This is a genomic window from Cylindrospermum sp. FACHB-282 (genome assembly GCF_014697195.1).
In the GTDB taxonomy this organism is placed as follows: Bacteria; Cyanobacteriota; Cyanobacteriia; order Cyanobacteriales; family Nostocaceae; genus Cylindrospermum.
Genome location: NZ_JACJRJ010000097.1, coordinates 1 through 4,738, shown reverse-complemented (window position 1 = coordinate 4,738; position 4,738 = coordinate 1). Strand labels below are relative to the sequence as shown.

Below are 4,738 nucleotides of genomic sequence, written 5' to 3'. Positions count from 1 at the left end.
CAATTTTACCTAAATTCTGGGCTAAAAGATTCAGCCAAGAATAGAGCAATTGTAGATTCTCGCTGGGAGGAAATCCAGCGAGAAATTTCTTTAGGTATATTTGACCCCACCCTTGACCGCTACAGATTCGGGGTTAAAGAGATTCCAGAAAATATTGAATATTCCCTCTCTGACCTATGGGAGAAATTCACAGAATTTAAATCTAGCCAGCTAGAACAAACTACTCTGCTGGGTAAATATAAATCTGTTGGACGATATATCAACCGCCTGCCATCTCAAAAATTAACTGATGCGGCCACCATTCGCCGATGGATGTTGGCTAATTTTACTGGGTACATGGCTTGGCAATTGCTCGGTACCTTTAGCAGCTGCTGCGATTGGGCTTGTAAGTCTGGATTAATCACCTCTAACCCATTCGTCAACCTGAAAATTCAAAAGCCAAAAAAATCAAGCAGAGACGATGATGATTTTCGTGCTTTCACTTTGGAACAACGAGACATAATCATCCGGGCGTTTGAAAGCCACCCTAAACATTCTCATTACACAGCCCTGGTTAAATTCCTGTTTTGGACTGGCTGTAGGCCAGGTGAAGCATTTGCTCTGACCTGGGGTGATATTTCCTCAGACTGCTGTCGTATATCAATTACAAAATCTAAAAACTATCACCGAATACTTAAGGGAACCAAAAACGGGAAGAAGAGAATATTTCCTTGTCGATCCGGGTCGAAGTTGCAGTCACTGCTATTGTCCATGCGTCCAGCCGACGCCAAACCCACAGACTCGGTATTTCTCTCAAAGATTGGCAAGCAAATGAACTCTGATACAATGGACGCTTTTTGGAGAGAAGGGCGATCGCAGCGAGGCAAAGTCGTTTATCAATACCCCGGCGTCGTTCGCGAACTAGCAGCAGAAGGGAAAGTCCCCTATTTAAAGCCATACGCAACACGGCACACCTTTGCTACTCATGCTATCAGCAGCGGCATTAGCCTGGACAAAGTGGCTTACTGGCTTGGTGACAATACCGCAACGGTGCTTACTTACTATTGTCATCCAGAAGTAGCAGCATCTGATTGCCCCGATTTTTAATTTCACTACTCAAACGCTACTCAAAAGTTTTTTAAAAAGTCCTTCAGTGCTAGGTTATAGAGTGTTAGCCGAGACTATAGCGAAGCCACAGGAGCACAACGCACTGGAATTTTTGAAGTTAACGATAGCAAAACTAATTCACGGACTGTATGAGCAATTAGATCAGCGCTGCCTCTCTACAAGAGTGCTGTACTTTACAAGTAAATGTCACTTCTTGATCACCGAAAATATACGTAGATTTGATAAAGATTATTTAAAGCGTATAATCATTTATTATATAATCAATTAAGTATTTCAGGCTTTTCAGACGACACCAAGATAATAAATAATAAATAATATCTGCCATGAAAGAGGTTTTAGGTAATAATTTACAACCAAATGTAGAGATAGGAAATAATATATCTGTCGAATCTCTAGCACAGCAATGGGCTAGAAAGTATTTGCAGAACCTCCAGGTTGATACTACCGAGCCTGAAAGTTCCGAACCGCTGAATTTGTCTGCGTTAGTGTCTCTAGAGGGGCGAGAGAAAACCGCCCAAAAAATAATGACATCTTTACGGAGTGTCAGCGCTAAAGCCTGGAACAAAACAGAGGCGCTGCTATCGGAGGAAGTCAAGCAGCATCAGATAAACCCTAGCATCATTAATCCGTGGGAGATTGCGGCAGATTCTTTTAAGATTTACCAAAAAGCTTTGGATGTATACACCCAGCAAGCAGCAGTGCGTCCCCTTTCTCTGGTGATGAAAATGGCTGAGGAAGGTAATACGCTTTATGAACAGGCGTTAGAAGTTTATACAGAACAGGTGGCTCCTCACCAGTTAGCTACGGTAATTGGTGCAGATATAGGAGCGATTAGAAAAAAATACGCCAGTCTTGATCCCCGAATTATCGGTTTTGTAAGTATGCAGTTTCATTACACTAGCGAAATGCTCACAGAATCCCTAGATTCGGTAGAGCGATCGCTCATTGGTGCATACTTTAAAGTTATTGATGACCATTTATATATGCCATTGCAACGTGCCTATGAGGCAGCAGCTAAACATGATTATGATTCCACCATCTTGTCGGCAGTGCAACAGCTATTACCAATTAGTACACAAATTGCTACAAAGATTTGCCAAAGGGTAATTGAACTCTTCCCAACTTACCGCACTATGTCTGGTTTTTTGATTGAGCCAGTAGTAAAAACCTCTAGTATACGTGATGTGGAGATGTTCCAAGTATATCTGTGGGTATGTGCTTTAGAAGGAAACATCGCCGCTATCCAACAAGAATTATTTCCTCTGTGTGTAATGCTCTATCCCACATTAAAAGTGCAATGGGAACTAATTCGCCAAATGCTGCACTTGCTAAGACATGAAATCTACGAAAACCTGACTCCTAAACAAGCTAACGCCTTAATGCCATATTTTCAGGCGTTGTCCCATATGTTCTCTTCTGAGGTGTTGGGGTAGAAATAAAAGCCATCAAGGCAGTGAAAATTAAATACAGCTATTTTCAGGTAAATAAACCACTTCTCTGTGTAGAAACGTTGTATACAACGTCTCTACATTCTTTTCCACCAGATGTCTAATTAATCACTTGGAAGTTTTCAATTGTTAGATAAACTTCTTCATCAGCTATCTGACTGTTGTAATCAATGTTAATTTGGGTTGGGTAGCCGAGTGTAGAATTGTATTCTACAGTTAGGCTAGATGCTTTACCAGCGATCGCCTCTTTGATCACATTAAAAAGTTTGGGAACTGTATCATACTCTTTAAAGATATCTGGAGCTACTGGCTGACCGGTAGCAACCAAAGTGACAGAAGACGTTGCGCCGTTACGTACTTCCACGACTACAGGGCCTCTAGCCTCCGCTGTACAGAAACAACTCCTAGTGAGTGTATAGCGATAGTTGGAGATATTTTGGTCATTCCACAATTGGCGATTATTTTTTAATTGTCCGGCGTTTGGGTTAGCAGCTATCGTTGTTAATTGTGCTACCTGTATGGGGACTTGAGACAGTACTGGAGCATTCAAGCCAAGAGAAATCAGTAATCCCGCACTAATAGCAATGGGTAAGCGCATAAAAACCTTTAATCCTGATCTAGTTAGCTAAAATCTGAGTATTGATGCCAGTTTGAGACAGTATAAATATTTCAACAGACATCAATGTACTGATTAGAACCTGTGTACAATTATCAGCATACTATAAGAAGTTTATGCGTATCCCAGGAAAAAGGCTTAGTATTAATACTACCAGTTGATGTATAAACATTACATATAACTTCTGTACATTATCTAAAAATCCCAAGGAAAACCCTTAACTGAACTGTATTGGGATATCAGGAAATATTTAGTTTTTGAAGTTTGAATTTTTCAAATCAATTTCTGCTTTAACTACAGTTTGATCATCTGTGGGTGTGATCAGAAAACCAAGTTTTTGGCAAACCTTTTGCATGGCGTAATTATCAACCAGGATGTCGGCAGTGATTCTGCTTAGTTGCTCATTCCGACCAACTTTCAGCAACCGTTGTAGTAACTCGGTGCCGATACCTTGGCACTGATAGCGATCGCTTACGAGTATAGCGAATTCTGCTTCATTTGTATTATGCAATTTGCTTAAGCGACCGACTGCTAAGATTTCCCTGGTCTGTGTTTCGGGGTTTTGAGCTTCCACAACCAGGGCCATTTCGCGATCATAATCAATAAAACAGATGCGTGTTAGCCGCTTATGAGCCACTCTAGACTGGAGTTTAATTAAGTGAAAATAACGAAAATAGACGCTTTCCTCTGAGAGTGTTTTGTGAAATTGCACCATCAGCGGCTCATCTTCTGGACGGATAGGACGAATGGTAACAGGAGTGCCATTTCTCATCGTCCATTGTCCAACATATTGTTGAGGATAGGGGCGAATTGCCAACTTTGGTAATTGGTCTTCTCTAATATCTGGTTCATGGAGGATAATTCGAGCATCGAGAGCGATCAATTGCTCAGGTGAAGCCAGTAAGGGGTTAATATCTATTTCCTTAATCCAACGCTGTTCAACAACTAATTGACTAAATACCACCATCAGTTGTTCAAGGGCAGCAAGATCAACACTTTTGCGTCCCCGGACTCCTTTGAGCGCTTTGTAAATCTGCGTTTGCTCCATCATGCGCCGTGCTAAAGTTGTATTTAGAGGTGGAAGTGCGATCGCGCGATCGTGAAAAACCTCCACTAGTTTTCCCCCCGCACCAAACAGCAACACTGGGCCAAACTGTGCATCAAGACTACTGCCAATAATCAGTTCATAACCAACCATTTTTACAAGAAACAGACGGGAGTTTGAAAGCCCCGGAGGAACAGGCGCACAGCGCCATACTCCGTACTTCAGACCGGGGATGAAAAACGACTCGGTAGGCTTTAGCCTACCTGTAATATATCTGTAATTTCAGGTAGAGTACCAAGCAATTCCTCTACAACTTGGGCAATAGTTGTATCTTTTTTTGCAGCATACAACCGCAGTTTATTCATTCTGCGTTCGGTAATTCTAATGTGTAATTCTTTTTTTGTCATACATGACACAATGACGACACACTTATGTTAGCATACAGGTAAGGAGGCAAAACAAATGTATGGATGCCAGCAAAATTTAATTAATCCAAATGAAGAGTTAAAAGCAGTACTTGAG

4 protein-coding genes and 1 pseudogene are annotated in these 4,738 nt (G+C 41.4%); 2 read left to right on the top strand and 3 right to left on the bottom strand.

What is annotated here, in order from left to right:
* Window positions 1–1,086, top strand: a 1,086-nt coding sequence (locus H6G32_RS26180) for a tyrosine-type recombinase/integrase (RefSeq protein WP_190463658.1), incomplete at its 5' end; no start/stop codon positions are given.
* Window positions 1,087–1,430: 344 nt separating this feature from the next.
* Window positions 1,431–2,540, top strand: a complete 1,110-nt coding sequence (locus H6G32_RS26175; protein ID WP_190463656.1) for a hypothetical protein — start codon at window positions 1,431–1,433, stop codon at window positions 2,538–2,540.
* A gap of 115 nt (window positions 2,541–2,655) precedes the next feature.
* On the opposite strand, the gene H6G32_RS26170 is transcribed toward H6G32_RS26175, so the two are convergent.
* From H6G32_RS26170 to H6G32_RS26160, 3 genes and pseudogenes are all read right to left on the bottom strand, one after another.
* A complete protein-coding gene (locus tag H6G32_RS26170; protein WP_190463654.1) occupies window positions 2,656–3,153 on the bottom strand; it encodes a DUF6174 domain-containing protein in 498 nt (165 codons plus the stop codon).
* 268 nt (window positions 3,154–3,421) lie between these two features.
* A pseudogene (locus H6G32_RS26165) lies at window positions 3,422–4,378 on the bottom strand (GNAT family N-acetyltransferase); the annotation flags it as partial.
* 92 nt (window positions 4,379–4,470) lie between these two features.
* Window positions 4,471–4,623 carry a hypothetical protein gene (locus tag H6G32_RS26160; protein ID WP_190459447.1) on the bottom strand — a complete coding sequence of 51 codons (153 nt, stop codon included), beginning with the start codon at window positions 4,621–4,623 and terminating at the stop codon, window positions 4,471–4,473.
* Window positions 4,624–4,738: the final 115 nt, after the last annotated feature.

Coding starts and splice junctions, on each gene's coding strand:
- H6G32_RS26160 (WP_190459447.1), bottom strand. CDS start 4,623: ATGACAAAAAAAGAATTACACATTAGAATTACCGAACGCAGAATGAAT.
- H6G32_RS26175 (WP_190463656.1), top strand. CDS start 1,431: ATGAAAGAGGTTTTAGGTAATAATTTACAACCAAATGTAGAGATAGGA.
- H6G32_RS26170 (WP_190463654.1), bottom strand. CDS start 3,153: ATGCGCTTACCCATTGCTATTAGTGCGGGATTACTGATTTCTCTTGGC.